Annotated in this window: 25 protein-coding genes; 17 read left to right on the top strand and 8 right to left on the bottom strand. The window is 70.4% G+C overall.

Annotated features, from left to right (window positions below; genetic code table 11):
- Positions 1-10: 10 nt before the first annotated feature.
- The 8 genes from AB0E90_RS26005 to AB0E90_RS25970 all read left to right on the top strand — a co-directional run bounded on the left by AB0E90_RS26005 (position 11) and on the right by AB0E90_RS25970 (position 8,704).
- Positions 11-793: a class I SAM-dependent methyltransferase gene (locus tag AB0E90_RS26005; RefSeq protein WP_360410736.1), complete on the top strand. Its 783-nt coding sequence runs from the start codon at positions 11-13 to the stop codon at positions 791-793.
- A 75-nt stretch (positions 794-868) separates the two neighbouring features.
- Positions 869-1,507: a DUF4956 domain-containing protein gene (locus AB0E90_RS26000; RefSeq protein ID WP_360410733.1), complete on the top strand. Its 639-nt coding sequence runs from the start codon at positions 869-871 to the stop codon at positions 1,505-1,507.
- Positions 1,504-2,277, top strand: coding sequence for a polyphosphate polymerase domain-containing protein (locus AB0E90_RS25995; protein WP_360410730.1), 774 nt, complete (start codon positions 1,504-1,506; stop codon positions 2,275-2,277). The genes AB0E90_RS26000 and AB0E90_RS25995 overlap by 4 nt, the downstream gene beginning before the upstream one ends.
- A 290-nt stretch (positions 2,278-2,567) precedes the next feature.
- Positions 2,568-3,149, top strand: coding sequence for a hypothetical protein (locus AB0E90_RS25990; RefSeq protein WP_360410727.1), 582 nt, complete (start codon positions 2,568-2,570; stop codon positions 3,147-3,149).
- A 174-nt stretch (positions 3,150-3,323) separates the two neighbouring features.
- Positions 3,324-3,662, top strand: coding sequence for a hypothetical protein (locus AB0E90_RS25985; RefSeq protein WP_360410724.1), 339 nt, complete (start codon positions 3,324-3,326; stop codon positions 3,660-3,662).
- Positions 3,663-3,819: 157 nt separating this feature from the next.
- Positions 3,820-4,221 carry a VOC family protein gene (locus AB0E90_RS25980; RefSeq protein WP_360410721.1) on the top strand — a complete coding sequence of 134 codons (402 nt, stop codon included), beginning with the start codon at positions 3,820-3,822 and terminating at the stop codon, positions 4,219-4,221.
- A 1,920-nt stretch (positions 4,222-6,141) separates the two neighbouring features.
- On the top strand, positions 6,142-6,903 hold the full coding sequence (locus tag AB0E90_RS25975; protein ID WP_360410718.1) for a glucose 1-dehydrogenase: 762 nt from the start codon (positions 6,142-6,144) through the stop codon (positions 6,901-6,903).
- 55 nt (positions 6,904-6,958) lie between these two features.
- Entirely contained in the window at positions 6,959-8,704 is a 1,746-nt protein-coding gene (locus AB0E90_RS25970; protein WP_360410715.1) for an NAD-binding protein, read from the top strand.
- An 8-nt stretch (positions 8,705-8,712) separates the two neighbouring features.
- On the opposite strand, the gene AB0E90_RS25965 is transcribed toward AB0E90_RS25970, so the two are convergent.
- On the bottom strand, positions 8,713-9,276 hold the full coding sequence (locus tag AB0E90_RS25965; protein WP_360410712.1) for a TIGR03086 family metal-binding protein: 564 nt from the start codon (positions 9,274-9,276) through the stop codon (positions 8,713-8,715).
- Positions 9,276-10,226: a sigma-70 family RNA polymerase sigma factor gene (locus tag AB0E90_RS25960; protein WP_360410709.1), complete on the bottom strand. Its 951-nt coding sequence runs from the start codon at positions 10,224-10,226 to the stop codon at positions 9,276-9,278. The genes AB0E90_RS25965 and AB0E90_RS25960 overlap by 1 nt, the downstream gene beginning before the upstream one ends.
- Before the next feature lie 135 nt (positions 10,227-10,361).
- Between AB0E90_RS25960 and AB0E90_RS25955 the strand changes: the two genes are divergently transcribed.
- The 4 genes from AB0E90_RS25955 to AB0E90_RS25940 all read left to right on the top strand — a co-directional run bounded on the left by AB0E90_RS25955 (position 10,362) and on the right by AB0E90_RS25940 (position 14,162).
- Positions 10,362-11,828: an LmeA family phospholipid-binding protein gene (locus tag AB0E90_RS25955; protein ID WP_360410706.1), complete on the top strand. Its 1,467-nt coding sequence runs from the start codon at positions 10,362-10,364 to the stop codon at positions 11,826-11,828.
- A gap of 159 nt (positions 11,829-11,987) precedes the next feature.
- Positions 11,988-12,992, top strand: a complete 1,005-nt coding sequence (locus tag AB0E90_RS25950; RefSeq protein ID WP_360410703.1) for an NAD-dependent epimerase/dehydratase family protein — start codon at positions 11,988-11,990, stop codon at positions 12,990-12,992.
- Positions 12,993-13,032: 40 nt separating this feature from the next.
- A complete protein-coding gene (locus AB0E90_RS25945; RefSeq protein ID WP_360410700.1) occupies positions 13,033-13,656 on the top strand; it encodes a helix-turn-helix domain-containing protein in 624 nt (207 codons plus the stop codon).
- A complete protein-coding gene (locus AB0E90_RS25940) occupies positions 13,653-14,162 on the top strand; it encodes a GNAT family N-acetyltransferase (protein ID WP_360410697.1) in 510 nt (169 codons plus the stop codon). The genes AB0E90_RS25945 and AB0E90_RS25940 overlap by 4 nt, the downstream gene beginning before the upstream one ends.
- Here AB0E90_RS25940 and AB0E90_RS25935 read toward each other — a convergent pair.
- Both AB0E90_RS25935 and AB0E90_RS25930 read right to left on the bottom strand, forming a co-directional pair.
- The gene (locus AB0E90_RS25935) at positions 14,159-14,800 is read right to left on the bottom strand and encodes a hypothetical protein (RefSeq protein WP_360410694.1); all 642 of its coding nucleotides are present in this window, start codon (positions 14,798-14,800) and stop codon (positions 14,159-14,161) included. The two genes, AB0E90_RS25940 and AB0E90_RS25935, sit on opposite strands and share 4 nt — an antisense overlap.
- A gap of 103 nt (positions 14,801-14,903) precedes the next feature.
- Positions 14,904-16,697 (bottom strand): polysaccharide deacetylase family protein, encoded by a 1,794-nt coding sequence (locus tag AB0E90_RS25930; protein WP_360410691.1) that lies wholly within the window; start codon positions 16,695-16,697, stop codon positions 14,904-14,906.
- A 192-nt stretch (positions 16,698-16,889) separates the two neighbouring features.
- Here AB0E90_RS25930 and AB0E90_RS25925 point away from each other — a divergent pair, with 192 nt between their 5' ends.
- The 4 genes from AB0E90_RS25925 to AB0E90_RS25910 are packed head-to-tail and all read left to right on the top strand — an operon-like array spanning position 16,890 to position 18,770.
- On the top strand, positions 16,890-18,092 hold the full coding sequence (locus tag AB0E90_RS25925; protein ID WP_360410688.1) for a cytochrome P450: 1,203 nt from the start codon (positions 16,890-16,892) through the stop codon (positions 18,090-18,092).
- Positions 18,093-18,097: 5 nt separating this feature from the next.
- On the top strand, positions 18,098-18,292 hold the full coding sequence (locus AB0E90_RS25920) for a ferredoxin (protein ID WP_360410685.1): 195 nt from the start codon (positions 18,098-18,100) through the stop codon (positions 18,290-18,292).
- 20 nt (positions 18,293-18,312) lie between these two features.
- The gene (locus AB0E90_RS25915) at positions 18,313-18,462 is read left to right on the top strand and encodes a hypothetical protein (RefSeq protein WP_360410682.1); all 150 of its coding nucleotides are present in this window, start codon (positions 18,313-18,315) and stop codon (positions 18,460-18,462) included.
- Positions 18,463-18,476: 14 nt separating this feature from the next.
- Complete coding sequence (locus AB0E90_RS25910; protein ID WP_360410679.1) at positions 18,477-18,770, top strand: hypothetical protein; 294 nt, start codon at positions 18,477-18,479, stop codon at positions 18,768-18,770.
- On the opposite strand, the gene AB0E90_RS25905 is transcribed toward AB0E90_RS25910, so the two are convergent.
- Together AB0E90_RS25905 and AB0E90_RS25900 are read right to left on the bottom strand one after the other, a co-directional pair.
- Positions 18,765-19,379 (bottom strand): NAD(P)-binding domain-containing protein, encoded by a 615-nt coding sequence (locus AB0E90_RS25905; protein ID WP_360410676.1) that lies wholly within the window; start codon positions 19,377-19,379, stop codon positions 18,765-18,767. The genes AB0E90_RS25910 and AB0E90_RS25905 overlap by 6 nt on opposite strands.
- A 2-nt stretch (positions 19,380-19,381) precedes the next feature.
- Entirely contained in the window at positions 19,382-20,413 is a 1,032-nt protein-coding gene (locus AB0E90_RS25900; protein WP_360410673.1) for an LLM class flavin-dependent oxidoreductase, read from the bottom strand.
- Between the two features lie 61 nt (positions 20,414-20,474).
- Here AB0E90_RS25900 and AB0E90_RS25895 point away from each other — a divergent pair, with 61 nt between their 5' ends.
- Positions 20,475-20,927, top strand: coding sequence for a MarR family transcriptional regulator (locus AB0E90_RS25895; protein ID WP_360410670.1), 453 nt, complete (start codon positions 20,475-20,477; stop codon positions 20,925-20,927).
- Here the strand turns inward: AB0E90_RS25895 and AB0E90_RS25890 are convergent.
- Together AB0E90_RS25890 and AB0E90_RS25885 are read right to left on the bottom strand one after the other, a co-directional pair.
- Positions 20,920-21,972 carry a maleylacetate reductase gene (locus AB0E90_RS25890; RefSeq protein WP_360410667.1) on the bottom strand — a complete coding sequence of 351 codons (1,053 nt, stop codon included), beginning with the start codon at positions 21,970-21,972 and terminating at the stop codon, positions 20,920-20,922. The genes AB0E90_RS25895 and AB0E90_RS25890 overlap by 8 nt on opposite strands.
- Complete coding sequence (locus tag AB0E90_RS25885) at positions 21,969-22,832, bottom strand: intradiol ring-cleavage dioxygenase (protein WP_360410664.1); 864 nt, start codon at positions 22,830-22,832, stop codon at positions 21,969-21,971. The genes AB0E90_RS25890 and AB0E90_RS25885 overlap by 4 nt, the downstream gene beginning before the upstream one ends.
- Positions 22,833-23,002: the final 170 nt, after the last annotated feature.

Below are 23,002 nucleotides of genomic sequence, written 5' to 3'. Positions count from 1 at the left end.
GGTCGTGGCGATGACGGCGGACCTGTTCGACCCCACAGCCATGTATGACCCGGACTATCTGCATTTCTTCGCGTCGCCCGGGGCCGGCTCGCCGACCCACGGCCCGCTGGTCGGCACCGCCTACCGCGACGACGCCGCCGCCGACCTGGTGTGGCAGTTGCTGGCGCTCGAGCCCGGCATGCGGGTGCTCGACCTGGCCTGCGGCCACGGCACGCTGGCCAACGCGCTCGCGGCGCGCGGCGGCGAGGTCACCGGGCTCGACTCGTCGGCGGTGTTCCTGGAGCGGGCCCGCTCCGCTGGCGAAACCGGCGTCGAGTTCGTCGCCGGCGACATGCGGAAGCTGCCGGCGGAGTGGACCGGCCGGTTCGACCGCCTGGTCAACTGGACCACCGCGTTCGGCTACTTCGACGACCCCACCAATCGCGCCGTGCTGGCCGAGATGGCCCGGGTGCTGCGCCCCGGCGGCCGGCTGGCGATCGACGTCGACAACCTGCCGAAGTTCCTGTCGTCCTGGACCCCGTCGCGCATCACCGCGACCCTCGACAACGGCGACATGCTCGTCGACCGCCACCGCCTCGACGCGCTGACCGGCCGTTTCGAGGTGGAGCGCACGGTGATCCGGGACGGCCGCGCCCGCAAGCTCACCTTCGTCAAGCGCCTGTTCGGTTTCCCGGAGCTGCGCGACTGGTGCGCTGCCGCCGGCTTCGCCGACGTGGCCGGCCATGGCGAGGACGGCCGCCCGCTGACCACCGACCACCACCGCATGGTCGTCACCGCACAGCTGCCGGCTTGACCCCCGTCACCCTGGCGGGTGCTCTTTGCTTCACTGTCACCGGCCGGTCCGGCGGAGTTCATTAGCGTACGTCGAGTGCCCCTCCTGTTCTCGTTCGCCGCGACCGGGGCAGATTCGGTGCACATCCCTGATCTGCTGACCCGCGCCGCCATCGACCTGGTGTCGCTGCTGGTGCTGACCGCCGGGCTGTACGCACGCCGGCACAGCGGCCGGGAACTGCTGATGGTCTACGTCTGCTTCAACGTCGGCCTGTTCGCCGCCCTCACCATGATCACGATCGGGATGTTCCCGGCCGGGGTCGGCTTCGGGCTGTTCGGCGTGCTGTCCATCATCCGGCTGCGCAGCCAGACGTTCTCCACCGCCGAGATCGGCTACTTCTTCCTGGCCCTGGTGCTCGCGCTCGTCGACGGACTGTCCGGGCGCGACGTGATCCTGTCGGTCGTGCTGTCTGCCGTGCTGCTGGTCGCCGTGTACTTCGCCGACCACCCCGGCCTGCACCCACGGGTGCACACCGCCCGGCTGACGCTCTCCCGCGCCTACCCGGACTCGCAGGACCTCCAGCGCGCCGCCGAGGAGCGGCTCGGGGTCCCGCTGATGGACCTGGAGGTGCTGGAGATCGACGACGTCCGGGACACCACCCGGGTCGCGGTTCGCTACAAGCGCCTGGACGGTGCCCCGCGCGCCGATTTCGCCCTGGCCACCCCCGAGCCGTGAACACGGAGGCAGTCCGCCGCCGGCTTTCCGCCGCCGCCCCGATCGGCCTGGCCGAACTGGACAGCGCCGCGGCCTTGCAGCACCGCCTGGACACGAAATACCTGATCGACCTCGACCAGCTCGACCGGATTGCCGACCGCTTGGCCGCCACCCATCGCCGGTTGGTCATCGACGACCGCACCGCCTTCGACTACCGCACCAGCTACCTCGACACACCGGCGCTCACCTGCTTCCACGATCACCGCCAGGGCCGGCGGCGAAGATTCAAGATCCGCACCCGGTTGTACGGCGGTGAACTGTGCCGCTTCGAGATCAAACTCAAGGACGGCCGCGGCAGCACCGACAAACACGCCATCACCGTCGCGGCGGACGAGTTCGGCACCGTGTCCGAGCGGGCCGCCGGCTTTCTCACCGAGGTCCTGGCCGGCTGTTACGGCCTGACCGCGCCCGCCGCACTGGCGCCCCGGCTGCTGGTTCGACAGCATCGGCACACGTTCGCGGCCCTCTCCGGCGCGTGCCGGGTCACCCTCGACACCGACGTGACCTTCGCCGCCACCACCGATGGGACGGCGGCCGGCCTGCGTCCGGGCCTGGTGCTGGTGGAGACGAAATCCGCCCGCGGCCGCGGCCTCGCCGACGACCTGCTGCGCCGGGCGGGCGCCCACCCGCTGAGCGTCAGCAAGTACTGCGCCGGCATGGCCCTGCTCCACCCAAGCCTGCCCGACCAGCCATGGCGCCGCCTCCTGCACCGCTACTTCACCTGCGCATGATCTAGCCGAGACAAGCTCCGGATAGATCTGGCTGTGCGGGGCCGGCCAGACGTGGCTCAGCGAATCATCAAAGGCCTTCAGCCGTGGCCGGCCGACGAACGCCGTCGAATTCTGTCTCACCGGTCAGGGTCCGCCCGGAGGGGTACGTGGTTGGTTGACAACCGCAGAGGTGCCATCGACGATGCCGCGATGGGCGGTATCGGCGTCGAAGTGAATCAGCACGATCAGGGTTACCGGGCTGAATGGGAATCGGATTAGATGAGTGGCGCGTTTTCACCATCCTTGTCTTCGTGGCTGCGGTCATCTCGTTCGCCATTTACCGGTACTCGCTGTCGGAGAGACGACGCCAGTTCGAGAATGTCTACGTCCTCGGACAGCTCGCTGCGACCCCGGCGAGCAACGCGGGCAACCCGCTGGAACTCAACCAGTTGTGGCTCGCGAATCGGGATCGCCTGAACGCCTACCACCATCTGACCCAGAGTTATGCCTCGTCGTCGCGTCAGCTCACGATCTTCACCCTGCTCGCCGGCTTCTTCTTCCTGCTGCTGGTCGGCGGGACAGTGGTGTTCGTGCACAGCACCGCCGCGGCCGTCGCGGCCTCGGTGATCGCGGCCGGCGGGGCGGCCCTGACCGGATACATCGGAAACACGGTGCTGCGCAACGCCAACGCCTCCTCCCACGAGGTGCTCGCGTTCTTCGCGCATCCGCTCGAGGTGGAGCGGTTCCTGAGCGCCGAGCGCCTGGTGGCACAGATGCCGGCGGAGTCCCGCCCGGCCGCGCTCACCCTGATCGTGCAAGCCCTGACCCGCACGACCGATCCCGCAACGCCCACCACGGAGGCGCTGGACGGTGAGCCCTCCTCCGCCGGATGACCGATGGGGAGCTCCGCGTGGACTCTGTACGTCGGTTTGCGTACGCGTAGGGCCGCCCGGCGACGGATGAGATGGCCGCCGCTGCGCCGGACCATGGTGCGTGAAGCGGCGGCAAATCTTGGAGGAGCGATGGCATCGGTACGCGTATTGCGGGCGGCTGCGGTAGCGAGTCTGGTGATCGGGGCAGTTGGGATCAGCCTGCTGTGGGCCGGCGGCGTCGAGTTCCCGGTCGCGGTGCCGCCGGGCATCGTGATCCTGTTGGTGGGAGCGGTCTTCGTGGCGTTGGCGCCGTGGCGCTGGGCGCCCATCGTCGGCGTGGTGCTAGGCGCGTTCATCACGGTCGGCTTCCTGATCAGTCCGACCGGAGTGGACAACTTGACGGGCGACGCGGGCAGCACGGTGATGGTGGGCCAAGCGATTCAGCTGCTCGGCGTCGTGGCGGCGATGGTCTTCGGGGCGCTCGCTGCCCGTTCCGGGTACAGCCGGCGGCCGCTCGCTGCGCGTTCCAGGTAGAGCCGCCGGGGGTGAGCGCCTCTGTCCGATGCCGACGCCGAGTCATGCTCGGGCCGGTCCGGCCGTTGTACGATCTTGGCCCGGCATGGGTGCATGTCGATGCCCCCGGATTGAGCTGCCGGTTGTGTGATCAGTCGTCGAACGAGGGGAGTCGCACGTGATCAAAGGATTGAACAAAGTCGAGGTCATCACCATTTTCGTGGAGGATCTCGCCGGCACGCGGGCGTTCTACGAGAACGTCTTCGGGCTCGAGGTCGTCTACGCGGACGAGGCCTCGGCAGTGGTCCGGCTGGAGAACATGATGATCAACATCTTGCGGATCGATCGCGCGGACACGCTCGTCGAGCCGCGGGCGGTCGCCGGGGCGGAGGCCGGCGCGCGCCTGTTGCTCACCATCGCGGTGGAGGACGCCAACGCCGTGCACGAGGAGCTGAAGCAGCACGGGGTGACCATCCTCAACGGCCCCATCGACCGCCCATGGGGCCGCCGGACGATCGCGTTCGCCGATCCCGCGGGCAACGTCTGGGAGGCTGCGCAGATCCTGCCGCAGACCTCCTGACCCGAAGCGAGTCAATCCCGGCCGGCACCGCACTCAGGCGGTGCCGGCCGTTCCCGGCACAACATGAGCAGCCAGCCCGGCACTGTACGAGCATGGGCCATCCTCACCTGGTCAGCGGTAATTCGGATCGTCCGGCGGCCGCAGCTCGCTACCATCAGCCTTCACCCGCGGCCGAGTGATGGATGCGAAATGACGCTGCCTGGCAAGGGCTCCCGACGCATCGTTGTCGACGGTGTCCACTATCGCTGGCTGGTTCGGCGCCGTCCCACCTACTGTCAGGGCAATGGCTGGTCGCCGCTGAGATTCGTTGTCGAACAGCTGGCGAACCCTGGCGCACCATTGGTGGTCTCTCAGACCTGCGCCCATCCTGGCAACTGGCTGAGCTTGTCGAGCGAGCCGGTTCTGCCGAGCATGGTGGCCGCCGAGATCCGCGAGGCGTTGGTGTCCGGCTGGCGGCCGGCACACCCAGGTCCGCCTTTCCGGTCGACAGTGCCGGGGCCGGGCACTGGCGAGGAATAAGGCATTTCGTCCGATCCGGCGAGGGATTGTTCTCATTGCTGTCCGGCTCCGGATCGGTTTCCGAGGTTGGCATGATCGTAAATTGGCGGGCGGTATGCGGGTCGCGGGAGAATGTATCCATGCGGTACCAGCAATTGCAGTTATTCACCCGCCCGGCGACCATTGCTATGCGGGATCGCACGAAAGCGCGTAACTATTCGCCGGAGAAAGATGAGTTCCGCCGCGACCATGCGCGTCGCCGGAATTGGGGGCTTGTTCGGCGGCATGCGCTGAAGTTGTGCCGGTTGCACGGCTGCTCCGGCAGGTGTGCGGAGGTGGGTCTGCACGATGACTTCGAGGCTGTGCCGCCGCTGATCTGGCCGGACGAGGCGACCTGCGTGCGGCGGCCGTCACCGGCTGCGCCGGGCCATGATGGCTCGAACGCGCGTGACCTACCGCCCGCCCGATCGATCCTCGCCAGCCAGGCAGCGACTGCGCGCCGGCCGGAAACCGCAACTCGGGCAGAGTTCCCATCGCGGGCGCAAGCTGCTGTTCCGGCTGGGCCCGCGCGGCAGGCTGGGCCCGCGCGGCAGGCTGGGCCCGCGCGGCAGGCTGGGCCCGCGCGGCAGGCTGGGCCCGCGCGGCAGGCTGGGCCCCCGCTTCAGGTCGAGCCCCCGCTTCAGGTCGAGCCCGCGCGCCGAGCGCACGTCATTGACCAAGCCGATGGTGCCGACCGAGTGGGACCCTCCTGCCGGGGCAGAGGCTGCCGGCCGACATGGATCAGCCGCGCCGGACGAACGGCATCGGCCGCGCGAGACCATCACACAGCCGAGGCCCGGTCGTCACCTCAGGGTTCGCCCATCAGGGTTCGCTCATCAGGCGATAGCGAATTGCGTGCACCCGGCCGTCACCTGTCCGCGACAACATTATGCCGCGGCCGGCACCCACGGGCGGCACCCGTCGACAGCGCATTTCCGGAAAATGAGCGGCCGATGGGGGAAGGCAGGCGACGTTCGCTACAGAATAGGTCGGTGCCGGTTCGGGGGAATGGTAGGCATCATTCGCCCGAAGAAAGAACGGAAGGGGATATTCGTCTCCGGCGCGGGATCCTGTGAGAGCAAAGAGAACAGTTTGGCGGCGACGGCAAATGCGCCTCGTCGGCATGGTCGGACGTGTTTGCGTCAGCAGGCCGGACGGGAGCTCAGGGTTGGGCTCCTGCCCGGTGGCCGGGGGCGGCGCGACCGTTGCCGGGCGGGGTGATGAGGCTTCCTGGAGTGAATCCGGTGGGCCGGTCGTCGGTGAGAACGTGCCTAAGTGCTCCTGTGGGTGGCGGTGGAGTTTGCGAGCGTTGGGTGTCGGATCGCCGCGTTGCGGTGCTGCTTCGCTCGGAGTGGCGGCGCGGGGTCGAGGAAGAAGGCCGTCATGAGCCGCCTGGCCGGGAAGGTCGCCATCATCACCGGGGCCGCGAGCGGTATGGGTCTCGCCGCCGCTGAGCTGTTCGCGCGGGAGGGTGCGAAGGTTGTCGCCACCGACGTGGTTGCCGACGTGCTCGAGAAGGAGGTTGCCGGGCTGGCCGGCGACGTCATCGCGGTGCCGCTGGACGTGGCCTCCGCCGACGCGTGGGCCGAGGTCGTCGCGGCCGCCGTCAGCGCCTACGGCGGGGTGGACATCCTCGTCAACAACGCCGGCATCCACCTGGCCAAGGGCATCCTCGAGACCGAGCTCGACGAGTGGGACCGGGTCATGGCGATCAACACCACCGGGGTGTGGCTGGGCATGAAGGCGGTCATCCCGCAGATGAAGGCCCGCGGCGGTGGCTCGATCGTCAACTGCTCGTCGATCGCCGGCATCATGGGCGGCGCGGCCGACGGGCACGGCGCGGCCTGCAGCGCGTCCAAGGGGGCGGTGCGGTCGCTCAGCAAGCACGCGGCGCAGTGGTTCGCGGCCGACAACATCCGGGTCAACTCGGTGCACCCGGGCGCCGTCTTCACCGGCATGGCCCAGGCGATCGGCATCACGTCGCGTGCGGCGATGGCCGCGTACGACAACGGCAACACCCCGCTCGCGCCGCACGCGGGTGAGCCGATGGACATCGCGTACGGCTACCTCTACCTGGCGTCGGACGAGTCCAAGTTCGTCACCGGCGAGGAGCTGGTGATCGACGGCGGCTGGATCACCCACTGATCCGACGGGCCGGCCGCGTAACACTGCCGAAACGGTTGGCGTCGATCCTGCTCCGATGAGACGCGGGCACATCATCGTCTGCGGGCTCGACGACGTCGGACTGCGCACCGTCGAACAGCTCCACCACGCGGGCGTGCAGGTCGTGGTCGTCGAGGACGACGCCGACCCGCGGCTGGTGCGGGTGGCCCGCGGCTGGGGCGTGCCGGTCGTGGTCGGCAGCCCCCGCCTGATCGAGACCCTCGACGAGGCCGGCCTGGCCACCGCGGCCGCCGTCATCTGTGTGCTCGCCGACGACCTGCACACCATCGAGGCGGCCCTGCTGACCAGGGAGAACCGGCCCGACATCCGGGTTGTCGTGCAGCTGCGCAACCCGGCCGTCGGGCGGGCCCTGTCCGCCCTGTCGATCTCGGTGCTCGACGTGGCCGGCCTGTCCGCGCCGTCGCTGGTCGAGTCGTGCCTGCGCACCGGCGTGCACGACCTGTCGCTGGACGGCCATCCGTTCGTGGCGATGCGGGTGATCGCGGACGCCGACGCCCGCCTGCGCACCCGGTTCGGGTCCCTCGCCCCGCTCGCCGTGACCGGCGCCGACGGCAGCGACATGGTGGTCTGCCCCGGCCGCGACCACCGGGTGCGGCCGGGTGACCTGGTCACGCTGTTCGGCACGGTGGCCGAGCTGGCCGAGGCCGGCCTGCACAGCCTGGCCGGCGGCCGTCGGGCGCCCGACCGGCCGGGCCGGCTGCGCAGCCGGTGGCAGATGGCGCGGTCATTGCTGGGTGCGGTCGACCGCCGATTGGCGTACGTCTTCGGCGGTCTGCTGATGCTGGCGACCGCCGCGATCGTCGTGCTGCGCCTGAACTACCAGGAGGCCGACGGCACCCGGATGTCCGTCCTGGACGCCGCCTATTTCACCGTCGAGACCATCGCCACCGTCGGCTTCGGCGACTTCAACTTCCGCAGCCAGCAACCGTGGCTGCGGATGTTCGCCATCGCCCTGATGGTCTGCGGCGTGCTGCTGGCCACCACGTTCTTCGCGCTGCTGACCAACACGCTGGTCACCATCCGGCTCGAGGAAGCGCTCGGCAACCGGCGGCTGCGGCAGCTCAGCGGCCATGTCGTCGTCATCGGCCTGGGGTCGGTCGGGGTGCGGGCGGTGGAACGCCTGGCGGCGATGGGCATTGACGTGGTGGTCATCGAACGCGACGAGAACAGCCGGTACGCGGCGCAGGCGCGCGAGATCGGCGTCCCGATCATCTTCGGCGACGCCACCCTGCCGCAGACCCTGCATCGTGCCCAGTTGCCGAGCGCCCGCGCGGTGGCCGTGCTGACCAGCGACGACCTGGTCAACCTGGAGACCGGCCTGGCCATCCGCGACCAGTTGGGCGGCGACGTGCCGGTGGTGCTGCGCCTGTTCGACCGCACCCTGGCCGCGACGGTCGAGCGCAACTTCGGCCTGGGCCAGGCGCGGTCGACGGCGGCGCTGGCCGCACCGTGGTTCGTCGGGGCGGCCCTCGGCCTGGACGTCATCTCGACGTTCTACGTCGGCGCGCAACTCATGCTGGTGGGCCGGCTGACGGTCGCTCCCGGCGGCGGCCTGGACGGCCTGGCCATGCAGGACCTGTCGGCCCGCACCCGGGTGGTGGCGATCAGCCGGGCCGCCGCGGCCGGCGCCCTGGAACACCCGCCGCGCCGGGACACCCGCTTCGCCGCCGGCGACCAGGCCTACCTGATCGGCCCCTACGAGGAGCTGCTCCAGGTCCTGCAGCGCGACACCCTCTCACCGAGCACCCTGGGCGCTAACTGATCTGGGCGCTAACTGAGCGGCCGGCCGAGGAAGGCCAGGAGGCGGTCGCCCGGTGCCGCGCCCGGCGATGGGGGGAGCGGGCGGGCGAACCGGCCCGGGCGGTCGGCCGGGTGGATCAGCACCACGGCCAGGTCGAGGAGCTCGTCGGCCAGGTCGGGTGGGATCGGGCGGGGTCGGCCGCAGGCGTGGGCGATGTCCCAGCCGTGGGCGGTGAGCTCGATGGCGCCGGCGCCGGCGATCAGAGGCGCGCTCAGGGCGGCGTGCTCGACGCGTACTGCCGAATTGTCTCGAGCCGACACCCACGCGCCCAGAAGGAGCACCGCCTGGTCCCGCGCCAGCGGGATCACCCCGGCGGCCGGCGGCGGCGCGGTGAGGGTGACCCGGCCGGTCTCGGCGGCCTCCCGCAGGGCCGCCATCGAGTCGATCAGATGCGTCAGCAAGGCCCGCAGGTCCCACCGGCCGCACGGCGTGGGCGACGTCAGCAGCGCCGGCGTGACCAGGGAAAGGCTGCCCAAGCAGTACGCCACTGCTCGCTCCAGCACGGCCACCCCGGCCCGCAGCGCCACATCCATCAGGTGACCGGCAGCGAATCGGGCAGGCCGAACGTGCGGAACAGGCGCAGGTCGAAGAAGCTCGACACGTGGCTGACGCCGTCGGCGGCCAGGGCGAGCACCGGCAGCTGGAACGGCTCGTAGACGTCGCCGTTGCGGAGGTAGAGGCCGAACGCGTGCTGGCCGTTCGCCCTGGTCGGAACCAGTTTCATGTCGCCGGGACCCTGGGCCGGGCACTGCGTGTCGACCAGCCGGGCGATGGTGTCCGGCCCCTTGTACCACCCCGTGAACGGGGGCATCTCCCAGACCGCGTCCTTGGTGAAGATGTCGACCATCGCCGCGGTGTCCTTGGCCTCGAACGCGGCGACGAACCGGTCCAGAAGGCCCTTCTGCACGGCGGAGTCGGGCTCGGCGACCTCATCGAGATCGACGGTGACCTGCGACAACTGGGCGCGGGCCCGTTGCAGGGCGCTGTTCACCGAGGCGACCGTCATGTCGAGCATCGGCGCGACCTCGGCGGCCGGCCACTGCAGCACGTCGCGCAGGATCAGCACGGCGCGCTGGCGGGGCGGCAGGAACTGCATGGCGGCCACCATGGCCAGCCGGATGCTCTCCCGGCCGGTCACCACCGTGGCCGGGTCGAGCAGGGCGTCGGGCATCGGTTCCAGCCACCGCACCTCGCGCTTTTCGATCAGGTCGTCGGCCGGGTCGGAACTCGGCGCGCCCAGGCCCATCGGCAGCGGGCGGCGGCCGCGGGACTCCAGGGCGTTGAGGCAGGCGTTGGTGGCGATGCGGTGCAACCAGGTGCGCATCGACGAGCGGCCCTCGAAACGGTCGAACGACCGCCAGGCCCGCACGTAGGTCTCCTGCACCAGGTCCTCGGCGTCGTAGACCGAGCCGAGCATGCGGTAACAGTGCGCCAGGAGCTCCCGCCGGTACGGATCGGCCTGCTCCACGAACTCGCTGTCCACTACGCCACCTCCTCATGAGTACTGACCACCGGCACCCGCAAAACTCATCGCCAAGGTTAGTGAGGGGGTGAGACATAAAAATCGATGAACCGCGACAGGTTACCGGCACGTAAACAACGCCGAGGGGGTGTCTACATGACCATGGTGGAGCCGGAGACGCGGACCGAGACGCATCGTCCCCTGCACCTCGCGCGCGGTATGCGGTACAAGTGGGTCGCCTGGCTGGCCAGCGGTCTGGTGCTGGTCGTGGCGCTCGCGATGATCGCGTACGCGCTGCCCGTGCCGTTCCTCGACAGTTATTTCCGTGGCCAGATCATCGAGCAGGTGAGCAGCCAGGTGTCGTGCCCGGGCGCGGCCGCCGTGCGCACCGAGGTCACCGTCGGCGGCGGGCCGCTGGTGCCGCAGGCGCTGCACAAACACCTGAACGAGGTGACCCTGACCGTGCCGGACGCGACGCTCAGCGGCGTGCCGCACGCCCGCTTCGTCGCCACCATGCGTGACGTCACCCAGCCGGCCGGCGGCACCCACGTGGGCAGCTTCGACGCCACCATCACGGTCAACTTCGGCTTCCTGCCGACGCCGAAGGGCACCCCGAAACGGACCTTCCACAAGGCGGGCGACGGCGGCCTATCCGTCGACGTGGTGATGCCGGCGTCGTCGGCCGACAACGTCAAGGCCAAGCTGCTCATGAAGATGCGGCTGCGCGGCCAGACCGCGCAGTCGGTGCCGCAACGGCTGGAGATCTTCGGCAAGACCATCCCGGCCGGCCAGGTGGGAGACCTGGCCGGAGGCGTACGCAGTCAGCAGTTGCCCGCTCTGCCGGCCGGTATCGCCTACAAGTCGATCACGCCGAAGCCGGACGGCGTGCACATCGAGATCGGCGGTGTGTCGGTCAACGGCCTCGACACGCTGCCCACCGACGTCGGCGGTCGGACGGTGTCGTACTCGGCAGCGAATGGTCTGCTCGGCATCAACACCACCGCGATCGGGGTCCCGCTCACCATCCACACGCAGCCGGTGCTCGGCGCCGGTGCGCTGACGCTCGTGCCGAAGGTGGTGCACATCTTCGGCGGCGACCACCAGCCGACCGACGCGATCGGAAAGCTGGTGCTGAGCCAGATCAACGCCGACGACCTGAAGCAGTCGCTGCCGGCCCTGCCGTCCGGCGTCACCTACCGGTCGGTCAGCGTCGACCCGGAGGGCATCAAGGTGGTCGTCGGTGGCGTCACGACCCAGCCGTTCTCGGTGCTGAAGCAGCCGCCGGGCAACCCGACCGTGTTCGGCGCGGAGGGCGGCCTGCTGACGGCCACCGCGACCGGCGGCTCCGGCGAGGACACCCCGGTCGTGCTGTACGGCAAGCCGGTCATCAAGGACAGCGCCCTGGACATCTCGCCGGACCAGATCGAGATGTTCGGCGTCCGCTTCCCGGCGGTGAACGTGCTCGCCGAGGTGGCGCCGCAGGAGACTACCTACGCCCTGCAGAAGCTCCCGGAGGGCCTGACCTACGGCGGTGTCGAGGTGTTGCCGGACGGCCTGCGGATCCGGCTGACCGGCCAGGACGTCACCATGCAGCGGGGCGCCCTGACCGGCAGCGCGTGCTGAGTCACGCGCTGCGGCTCCGCCGGAGCAGCCCGGCGACCGACCCGATTCGCATTTGCACGTTCTGCGCCGTGGTCCTGATCACGAGCCTAGACGGAGAAGTAATCTCCGCTTCTTGCTATTCTCGAAACGGAGACCAAATCTCCGATTAGAGGAGGAGCGATGAAGGTTCTCGTGACAGGCGCCACCGGCTACGTGGCCGGCTGGGTCATCGTCGAACTGCTGCGGCGCGGGCACGAGGTGCGGGCCACGGTGCGCAGCCTCGACAAAGCGAACAAAGTGCAGGAGGCGATCGGCGGCGGGAAGCGACTCACGTTCGTGGTCGCCGACCTCACCAAGGACGACGGGTGGGACGCCGCCGTCGCCGGCATGGACTACGTGCTGCACGTGGCCTCGCCGCTCGGCGGCACGGGCGACCTCATCACGCCGGCTCGCGACGGCACGCTGCGGGTGCTGCGCGCGGCCACCGCCGCGGGCGTGCGGCGCATCGTGATGACCTCGGCCGCCAACGCGGCCAGCCCTTCGTCGTACGCCGAGGAGGGCGTCACCGACGAGACCCTGTGGACCGACCCGGACGACCCCACGCTTATCCCGTACCGCCGGTCGAAGACCGTCGCCGAGAAAGCGGCCTGGGATTTCATGGCCGGCTACGACGGCCCGGCCGAGCTGACCACGATCCTGCCCGGCGCCGTCCTCGGCCCCCTGCTGAACAGCGACAACGTCGGCTCGGTGGAGATCGTCCGGCGGATGCTGACCGGCGCCGTGCCCGGCACACCCCGCATCGGGCTCGAGGTCGTCGACGTGCGCGACCTCGCCGACCTGCACGTCCGGGCGATGACCACGCCGGCGGCGGCGGGCGAGCGGTTCCTCGGCACCGGCGAGTTCATCTGGATGAGCGAGATCGCCCAGGCGCTGCGCACCGGCCTCGGCGATGCGGCACGCAAGGTGCCCACGCGCCGGCTTCCCGATTTTCTGGTACGCGTTCTCGCTCTCTTCGACCCGTCGTTGCGTGCCATCACCGTCTCACTGGGCCGCCGCAACCGGCACAGCACCGCGAAGGCCGAGCGGATCCTCGGCTGGCAGCCCCGCCCGGCCGCGGAAACCGTGGTCGACTGCGCCCGCAGCCTGCTCGCCGAGGGGGTGACCGATAAGATGGCCCGGTCATGAGCGCTCGCAGCGGTTCGGCCCGCCTTTTCAAGGCCTGGTCATGAGCGTGCGCAAGGATTCGGCCCGCAACCGCGCCCGCCTGGTCGAGGCCGCCCGCGAGGTCTTCGCCGAGCGCGGCTTCGGCGCCACCCTCGACGACATCGCCCGGCATGCCGGCCTCGGCACCGGCACCGCCTACCGGCACTTCCCGAACAAGCAGGCGATCGCCGCGGAAGTGCTGGCCGGCGCGACCGAGCAGATCGCCGTCGACGCCCGGCACGCGCTCACCATCGACGATCCGTGGGCGGCGCTGGTCGCGTTCTTCGAGGCCAACGCGGCCCGCCAGGCCCGCGACCGGGGCCTCTACGAGGCGCTGACCGGGCGCGGCGACGACGAGACCCAGGCCCGCATCTGGCCGGAGATCATCGTCGCGGTCACCGAGCTGTTCGACCGCGCCCACACCGCCGGGGTCGTCCGCGCCGACGCCACCCCGCAGGACCTCGCCGCGATCTTCGCGCTGCTCGGCCCGGCATTCACCATGAGCCGGCAACTGTCGCCCGACCTGTGGCGCCGCTACCTCGGCCTGCTGCTGGACGGCCTGCGCGCCACCGACCGCCCGCCGTTGCCGGCCCCACCCCCGACCGCCGCCGACCTGCCGATCCTCCTCAAGTCAGGAAAGACATGATCTCCATCGCCGCCGGCCCGGACGTCGCTCCCGCCGTTGCCGACCTGGTCAACGAGGTCTACACGACCGGCGAGGAGGGGTTGTGGGCCGGCGAGGTCTCGCGCACCGGTCCCGCGGAGATCGCCTCGTTCATCGCGGCCGGCGAACTGCTGATCACCCATCTGGACGGCGAGATCGTCGGCGCGGCCCGGGTGCAGCGCCTGCCGTCCGGCGAGGGCGAGGTCGGCATGCTGGCGGCCCACCCGAAGCGGCGCGGCGCCGGCATCGGACGAGACCTTCTTGCGTACGCCGAGAGCTGGGCCCAGGCGCAGGGTCTGCGCACCATGCAGCTGGAACTCTTGGTCCCGAAGACCTGGAAGCACCCGGTCAAGGAGTTCCTGCACACCTGGTACACCCGCTCCGGCTACCAGGTCGTGCGGGTGACCGACCTGACCGAGTCCTTCCCGGCGCTGGCCCCACGGCTGGCCACCCCGTGCGACTTCCTGATCTTCAATAAGCAGCTCTAGTGCCACTGGGTGACGGCCAGGTAAAGCCCGTCGTCGGCGTCGCCGGTCACCCGCACCATCATCACGTTGCCCACGCCGGTGCGGACGCAGAGCTTGGTGCCCACCTCGGCCGGGGCGTCGGCGACCGGCACGGTCTGCAGCGAATCCAGACAGGAGTACGCATCGGTGGTGCCGTCCGCGGACACGTCCGCGAAACGCGCCCCGGACATCGCGGTCAGCCGGTACCTCGTCCCGTAGCGGCTGTTGTCGAGCAGGACGTCCGCCGAGTCGATGGTGCCGGCCGGACCGGTCGCCTGGCTCGGCGGCGCGGTGTCCAGCTCGATGCCGGCGGCCTTGTGGATCAGCACCTTCCCGTTCCACACGACCCGGGCGACGGGTTTGTCGTCCCCGGTCGACTCGGGCGTCGGGTCGGTCGGCGGCCGGGTCGGATTCCTGGTCGGCGGGGTCGTCCCGCGGTCGTCCGGCTCGGTCGGCTCGGCGGTGATCTTGCAATCTTTACCCAGGGACGTGTCGCAGAACCAATCGGCGCCCTGGCCGATCTGGATGACGGCGAACAGGGCTGCGGCCATGGTGCCGGCGAGTGACCACGCTGCGATCTTGTTGCCCCGGCTCCAGCCATTGCCCTCGTCCGTCGCCATGAGTTCCTCGCACTCGACGCAGCAGTCCGCTGCGACGGGATACGGATGCGCCCGGTGATCAGATGAACACTCCGAGTGTCGGCTACCCGACACGGAGGCGTCGTCAGTTGGCGACCATCGCGTAGTTGTCCGTGGTCAGTTGGCCGACGCTGTCGAGGGTCAGGCCGAACGTGACCGCCTTGGTGCCGGCCGGCACGGCCGGTGATGCCCAGGTGGCGGTCGTGTAGGCGGCGGAGGTGGCGAACGGTGGGCTCTGCGTCCACCACGACCAGGTGCCGGCGGCGTCCTGGCGGTAGAGGGTGAGGAACGTGGGTGCGCTGGACTTGTAGGCGACGCTCAGGGTGTACGTGTGGCCGGTCAGCACGAGCGGGGCGCAGTTGCCCGAGTCCCAGCCGGGGATCAGCTTGGCGTCCCCGTCGGTGCGGCTGGTCAGCTCGAGGCGTTCGGCGTAGGTGCCGGTGAACGCGTCGGTGACCCGGGTCCACACCGGAGTGTTGACGCCGTAGCCCGCGCCGGTCCAGCACTGCGGGAAACCGTCCGCGCCGGCCGCCTCGAGGGACGGGTTGACCAGGGCGTTCACGCCGACCGGCGCGGGTGCGGCGGTGGTGTCGGCGAAGCCGTAGTCGTCCACGGTAAGGGTGCCGACGCTGTCGATGGTCAGCCCGAAGCTTGCTGCCACGGCGGTGCCGGGCGGCACGGGGCTGAGCCAGGTCGCTTTCGTCCAGGCGCCGGCGGCGGCCAGCCGCGGGCTCTGCGTCCAGTAGCTCCACTGCCCGATCGCATTGCGTTGGTACAGCGTGAAGAAGACCGGGGCGGTCGATTTGTACCAGGCGCTGACCTGGTATGTCCGGCCCGGCGCCACCTGCGAGGAACACTGTCCGAGGTCGAAGGTCGGGACGAGCTTGGCATCGCCGTCGGTCCGGCTGGTCATCGAGACTCGCTCCGCCCAGGTTCCGGAGTGGGCGTCGTTGACCCGGGTGGTGCTGACGATGTTGGTGCCGTAGCCGGCCGACGTGTAGCAGTCCGGGACCGCGGCGGCGGCCGTCTCGAACGACGGGTTGCGCACCGTGTTCACCCCGGGCGCGCCCGGGGCCGGAGCGGCGGTCGGCGTGACCGCGGGTTTGACCGCGCCGCCGAGCACCTGCTGCACCGTTCGCACGGTGGTGCGGATGGTCGGCGCCGACCGCGGCTGGAGCCACGCCAGGAACTGGTCGAGGACGGCCGGGGCGATCGACTCGGCCGGGCAGCCGCTGCCGGCGCACAGGTGGTGCAGGTTGAGCGGCACCCAGCCGCCGCCGGTCTCGGCCCGGGTGACGACGCTCTTGAGGTTCGCGAGGGTCCAGTTGCTCTCGATGTCGTCCGGCGTGCGAATCGCCCACCGGTCGGCCGGCGGCACGGTCTCCGCGGCCGGGCAGTCCGCACAACTGAACGGTGATCGCAGGTCGCCGGCCACGCGGGCGGAGTTGTAGCCGCAGCTCTGCACGATCGACTTCGTCGTGGCATCGAATTCAACAAATGGATAGGCGAACGACGTGACCGCATATCCCCAGGACAGCAGAGTATTGCGGTCCAGACAGATCTGGCGATTCTGTTCGGCGGCGGAAAGGGTCGGCAGGTTCTGATGTGTCGCGGTATGTCCGCCGATCTCGTGACCGGCCGCCTTCAACGCGTCGAGATCGGTGCGGGTCATGTATCCGGGCAGGCCGATCAGCGCCGAGTTGATGTAGAACGTGCCGGTCATCCCGTACTTCTCAAGCAGCTGTTTGCCCTGCAGTTGATCGGCGACGCCGTCGTCGAACGTGAACGTGACCTGCACCGGTTTGCTGGCCGAGGCCTGCGCCGGCGCGGCCGGCAGAAAAACGAGCAACGCCGCGATCAAAACCTTTTTGAGATCCATTCGGTACGCCCTCCCCGTCCATTCCGGACTATGCCAGGGCAGCGGCCAATTGACTACCGACACAAAATTGCTTTTGGTGGCCGGTGGGCGGCAATTCCGAAATGATCCAGCCGAAAGAGTTGCTTTCGATCATTCATCTGGCCTAGCTTCCATTGAGGACTGTCACTGTCTTGATCGTGGGAGGAACTCGCCATGGCCGTCGCGGACTACCCGTTTTCCCAGCCTGCCGCCCTCGAGCCGCCCGACGAGTGGGCCACGCTGCGCGACGGGTGCCCGGTTTCCCGCATCCGGATGGCCAGCGGAGACGAGGCGCTGCTGCTCACCCGCTACGACGACGTGCGCGCCATGCTCGCCGACCCGCGCTTCACCCACAACCTGACCCAGCCCGACGCGGCCCGCATCGCCGACTCGGAGAGCGGTGGCGTCTTCAACGAGGGCGGCGCGGCGGCCGGCATGACCAGCGGCGAGGGGCACGTGCGGTGGCGGCGGATGATGAGCCGCTCGTTCACCGCCAAGCGGGTCAACGCGCTGCGCCCGCGCATCGAGGAGATCGCCCACGAGCTGATCGACGAGATGGAGGCGGCGGGCGCGCCCGCGAACCTCGGCGCCGCGTTCGGCTTCCCGCTGCCGGTCTTCGTCATCTGCGAGCTGCTCGGCGTGCCCGCCGACTACCGCGACCGGTTCGCCCACTGGTCCGACGCGATGCTCAACCTGACCCGCTACTCCCAGGCCGAGCTGGACATTGCCCGTCGCGACTTCCACGAGTTCATGGCCAACCACGTGCGCACCAAGCGGGAGAAGCCGGGCGACGACCTGCTCAGCGAGCTCGCCACGATCGCCGACGCGCAGGACGGCCGGCTCAGCGAGCCTGAGCTGATCATGACCGGGCAGGGCCTGCTGGTCGCCGGCCACGAGACCACCGCCAACATGATCGGCAAGATGGTCGCGATGCTGCTGTCCGACCGGGCCCGCTGGGAGCGCCTGCTCGACGAGCGCGGCCTGATCCCGTCGGCGGTGGAGGAGTCGCTGCGCTTCGACGCCAACCCCGGCTTCGGCATCCCGCGCTACCTCAGCGAGCCGGTCGAGGTGGCCGGCGAGACGCTGCCGGCCGGCACCACCGTGATCACCAACCTGGCTTCGGCCAACCGGGACACCTGCGCGTTCGCCGACGCCGGCGACATGGTGCTCGACCGCCGGCCCAATCCGCACCTGGCTTTCGGCGCCGGCCCGCACTCGTGTCTCGGGCAGGCGCTCGCCCGGGTGGAGCTGCAGACCGTCCTCGGCGTACTGCTGGATCGTCTGCCCGGTCTTGCTCTTGCGGTCGAGCCGGCCGAGCTGCGCCGCCGGGAGGGCCTGGTGGTCGGCGGCCTCGACGAGCTTCCGGTGCGGTGGTGACGGCCGTGGAGATCACCGTCGACCAGGACCTGTGCTGCGGCGCCGGCCAGTGCGCCATGCTCGCCCCGGACGTCTTCGACCAGCGCGACTCCGACGGCGTGGTCATCCTGCTCGACCCGGCCCCGCCGCCGGCGCTCCTGGGCGTGGTGGAGGACGCGGTCGCGGTGTGCCCGGCTTCGGCCATCTCCGTCAAGCCGTAGAAGCTGGCACCATGGTGTGAATGGACCGCGTCGTCTACCTGGCCGCCCATCCCGACGAGGCCGACGTGGTCGCCGCGCTCGCCGAGCCGCTGGCGGCTGCCGGCTCACGTGCCGCCCGGCCATCCGCTGCGCACCTGCCCGCTCCGAACGCTCGAGCCCTCGCCGGATAGGCCGCGGGAGCCAGTTGTCCGCCCGGTTGGAGCTGGACCGTTTGCTCGCCGGGGATGCGCTGGCACGCGAGATCCTAGGACTGGTCGCGGCGGCCGAGCGGCCGGTGGGCGTCGACGAACTGGTCCGGCTCACCGGGCGGGCGCCATGGGAGGTCGACGGCGCGCTCAGCGGCGCCGCCGGCCGCACCCTGGTCGTCAGCCCCGAGGGCGCCTACGTCTCGTTCGGCCACGAGACGCTCCTGGAGACGGCCCGCGCGCACCTCGGCCCGCTGCTCCTGGCGGGCTTCCGGAAGCGCCTGGACTCATGAGTGGGCGCGGTCCAGCATCGTCCTGACCTCGGTGGCGTCGGTGTTGGCGCCGAAGATCGGGGTGCCGGGCTCCATGCGGATGCCGTCGGCCAGGGGGCCGGCGAGCACCGGGTCGAAGCCCAGGGCGTCGACCAGGGTGGCAACCTCGGCGGGGGAGTCGCCGGCGATCGCTATCGCCTTGCGGCCGGGGGCGCCGGCCGGGCGGGCGCCCTCCTCGAGGTCGTGGTAGCCCATGTGGTTGAACGCCTTGACGACGTTCGACGCCGGCAGGAACTTCTGGACCAGTTCGCTCGAATTGGTCAGGTCGTCGCGGACGCCGTCGACCTCCCACCAGTAGTTCATGGCGTCGATGACCAGCTTGCCGTCCAGTTCTTCGGCCGGGATCGTGCGGTACTTCCCGAGCGGGAGCGCGAGGATGACGATGTCGGACTGGGCGGCGACGTCGGCGGCCGCCAGTGGGACGGCACCGGGGGTGAGGACGCTCGCGATCAGCGCGATCTTCGACGGGGCGCCGGAGCCGGCGATCAGGACCCGATAGCCGGCGTTCAGCGCGAGCCGGGCCAGCACGGTGCCGACCTTGCCCGCGCCCAGGATTCCGATGGTGGTCATGCTCAGCCTGCCAGGATGTCGTGGACCATGGGGATGACCTTCGCACCGAACAGCTCGACGGCGCGCAGCCGCGCCGAGGCGGGCTGGGCGCCGGCGCTGTAGATCAGGTCGAAGCGGCCCACGCCGAGGGCCTGGACCGCGCGGGCGATCTTACGGGCGACGGTCTCCGGCGAGCCGATGTACAGCGAACCGTGCTCCGCCTCGGCCTCGAACTCGGCCCGGCGCAGCGGCGGCCAGCCGCGCAGCGCGCCGATCCGGTCCCGCATCACCTTGTACGGCGCATAGAACACCTCCCGTGCCTCCTCGTCGGTGTCGGCGATGAAGCCGGGCGAGTGCATGCCGACCGGGTGAGCGACGGTGCCGAGCTGGTCGGCGGCGCGGCGGTACAGATCGACGTAGGGCGCGAACCGGGCCGGATCGCCGCCGATGATGGCGAGCATCAGCGGCAGTCCGTGCTTCGCGGTGCGGACCACCGACTGCGGTGAGCCGCCGACGCCGACCCAGGTGGGCAGCCGGCCGGACTCGGTCTTCGGGAACACGTCGGCGTCCTGCAGCGCGGGGCGGGTGGTGCCGCTCCAGGTGACCGGCTTCTCGTCGAGCAGCCGCACGAACAGGTCGAGCTTCTCCTCGAACAGCACGTCGTAGTCGGCCATGTCGTAGCCGAACAGCGGGAACGACTCGGTGAACGAGCCCCGCCCGAGGATCACCTCGGCCCGGCCGTTCGACAGCGCGTCGACGGTGGCGAAGCGCTGGAACACCCGGACCGGGTCGTCGGAGCTGAGCACGGTCACGCCGGACGCGAGCCGGATGCGGCTGGTCCGCCCGGCGATGCCGGCCAGCACCGTCTCCGGCGTGGAGATCGAGTATTCCGGGCGGTGGTGCTCGCCGAGCGCGATCACGTCGACGCCGAGCTGGTCGGCGAGCACGGCCTCGTCCACGACCTGCCGGATCGCGGCGGCGTGGGTGAGGGACCGGCCGGCGTCGTCCACCGGCACGTCGCCGAAGGTGTCGAGGCCGAAGCTGAGATCAGTCATGGTGCGTCCTCCGGTGAGTGCGTCGTACTATTGACACGTCAACTAGATGGGGTGAGGTTTTATGCCCAAGCTCCCGTCACGCGAGGAACTGCGGGTCTGGCGTGAGTTCATCGAGGCCGGCGAGGCGCTGCGCAACCAGATCGCCGGCCGCCTGCAGGCCGACACCGGGCTGTCGACCGGCGACTACACCGTGCTGCTGGCCCTGAGCGAGGCTCCGGCGAACCGGGTGCGCTCCTCCGAGCTGGCCACCCTGATCGGCTGGGAACGCAGCCGGCTGTCCCACCACCTCGGCCGGATGGAGCGCCGAGGCCTGATCCGCCGCGAGGAGTGCGCCACCGACAGCCGGGGCGCCGAGGTGGTGCTGGCCCCGCCCGGCGCACAGGCGTTCCAGGCCGCCACCGTCCCGCACCTGAGGGCCGTGCGCGAGCTGTTCGTCGACGCCCTGACCCCGGAGCAGCTGGCTGCGGCGGCCGACATCGCGGCCGCGCTGCGCCGGCACCTGCCGGTCAGCTGAGGGCGCCCTCCCAGGCCGCGCGGAGCAGGGTCGCGATCTCCGCGCGGGTGGCCGGGCGCGGGTTGGCGTACGGGCTCGCGGTCACCACGTCGGCGATCCGGTCGATGTCGGAGAACGCCATGCCCAGCTCGCACAGGGAGCCCGGGGCGCCGAGGCTGTCGGCCAGGTCCCACAGGTAGCGGGCCGGGTCGGTGGTGTCGAAGGCCTGGCTCAGGGCGGCCGTCGCGGCCGGGGCGAACGGGGCGTTGAAGGCCAGCACGTGCGGGAGCACCACGGTGTGCGTCTCGGCGTGCGGGAGGCCCAGCGTGCCGCCGAGGGCGTGGCACAGCTTGTGGTGCAGGCCCATCGTGGTGGCGCCCAGGACGGCGCCGCACAGCCAGGCGCCGTAGAGCGCGTCGCTGCGTGCGGAGATGTCGGAGATGTCGGCGGCCACCGACGGCAGGGCGGTGACCAGCGCCCGCGCGCCCTCGGCCGCCATCAGGGAGACGATCGGTGAGGCGTCCGGCGCGTAGAGGCCCTCGACCGCGTGCGCGATGGCGTTGAAGCCGCTGGTCACCGAGAGCGACGCCGGCATCGACACGGTCAGTTCCGGGTCGTAGACGACGCTTACCGGGAGCACCCGCGGGTTGCGGCCGGTGTTCTTCACCCCGTCGGCGGTCAGGCCCCAGACCGGCGTCATCTCCGAGCCCGCGTACGTCGTCGGCACCGCCACCACCGGCAGGCCCAGCTCCTTGGCGATCGCCTTGCCGAGGCCGATCGACGAGCCGCCGCCGACCGCCACGCAGCTGTCCGCGCCGAGCTCGGTGGCCAGGGCGACGGCGCGGGCCGCGGTCGCGGCCGGGACGTGCATCTTCGCCTCCGGCAGCAGGCCGACCGCGTGGTCGCCGAGCGCGGCGAAGACCTGCTTGGCGGTGGCCTCCTGGCGCGGGCCGCAGACCACCAGCACCCGCTGGAAGCCCAGGGTGGCGACCTCGGCCGGGAGCTTCGCCAGCGCGCCGGGCGCGAAGACGACCCGCATGGGCAGCGCCGCGTAGGTGAAGTTCATGAGCTCAGCAACCGGATGTCGAAGGTCAGCGTGCGGAACGGATTGCCCAGGCCGAGCGTGGCGGCCCGGGCCGGGTCGTCGACCAGCGGCACGTCGCGCACCAGGCTCTCCTTGACGCCGAAGACGGCATCGGAATCGAGGTATGGGCTGTCGGCCACGAACACGTGCGTGGTCACCGAGCGGAATCCGGGCGCGGTCACGATGAAGTGCAGATGCGCAGGCCGGTAGGGATGCCGGCCGGTGGCGCCGAGCAGCTCGCCGACCGGGCCGTCGTCGGGGATCGGGTAGAACCGCGGCACCACCGAGCGGAACCAGAACCGCCCATCAGCATCGGTCTCGAACAAGCCGCGCAAATTGCCCGGCGGCTGGATGCCGGGCTGCTGGACGTCGTAGAAGCCGTCCTCGTTGGCCTGCCACACGTCCACCGTCGCGCCCGGAACAGGATCGCCCGAAGGGCCGGTGACCTGCCCGGACACCAGGCACGGCGTGCCCTTGTCGTCGAGGGCGATCTCGTCGCCGAGCGAGCGCGGCGGCGACTCGACCACATGGAAGGGGCCCAGCACGGTCGACTCGGTCGAGCCGCCGCCGCTGCGGTGGTTGATCGTCTCGACCAGCATCGACACGCCCAGCACGTCGGAGAGCAGGATGAACTCCTGCCGCGTCGCGTCGCACTTCTGCCCGGTGCGGGTGAGGAAGTCGATCGCGACCGCCCACTCGGCCTCGGTCAGCTCGACGTCCTTCACGAACTCGTGCAGGTGCCGGACCAGCGACGTCATCACCTGACGCAGCCGCGGGTCGGCCGTCTGCCCGAAGCTTTCGGCGACCACCTCGGCCGACCGCTCCTCGCTGAACAGCTCCATGCCGCCAAGCCTAGGCCCAAGACCGGCTGCCGCGCGTCAATAGCCTTTCGCACGCGGCATTACCGAATTCACCAAGGTCTTAAGAAAACCATAACTGTTTTGTACGCCCACCACTCCCGCCATCTCCCCGAAAACCCTGGTCCGGGCACTTGTGACGAAGCCGATGCGGG

The sequence above is a fragment of the Actinoplanes sp. NPDC026619 genome (genome assembly GCF_040638295.1).
Classification (GTDB): Bacteria; Actinomycetota; Actinomycetes; order Mycobacteriales; family Micromonosporaceae; genus Actinoplanes.
The sequence above is the reverse complement of the archived record's forward strand: the minus strand, read 5'-3'. Positions and strand labels throughout refer to the sequence as shown.